This is a genomic window from Pseudomonas sp. GW821-FHT03E01 (genome assembly GCF_059420765.1).
Map to the genome: position 1 here is coordinate 73,636 of NZ_JBWKUI010000022.1, position 336 is coordinate 73,971.

General features: G+C 61.3%; 1 protein-coding gene. It reads right to left on the reverse strand.

From position 1 onward, the window contains the following. Nucleotides 1–336, reverse strand: a 336-nt coding sequence (locus AC07VO_RS28090; RefSeq protein ID WP_495007721.1) for a VCBS domain-containing protein, incomplete at both ends; no start/stop codon positions are given.

A 336-nucleotide genomic window follows, 5' to 3' on the forward strand; every position in this document is an offset into this window, starting at 1 on the left:
AGAGACAAAGCTCAGCACGCCTGTGCCAGAAACGATCGAGAATTTCGCGGCATCCACTCCGCCGACGATGCTGTAGGTCAGCGTTTGTGCCGGCAGGTCAACATCGGTCGCCGTTACCGTCGTGATCGCCGTGGTGTTCTCCGCCACGTTGATCGAAGCCGTCGCACCAGCACCGTTGGAAGTGATCGTCGGTGAGTCGTTGCTGCCGGCGATATGCACGGTGACCGAAGTGAGGGTGCCATCGGCACTGCTCACAGCAAAGGTGTCGGTGTAGGTGGTGCCGGCGGCGAATTCGTTGTGGGCGGAGTTGGCGACGTAGGTCCAGGCACCACCGGT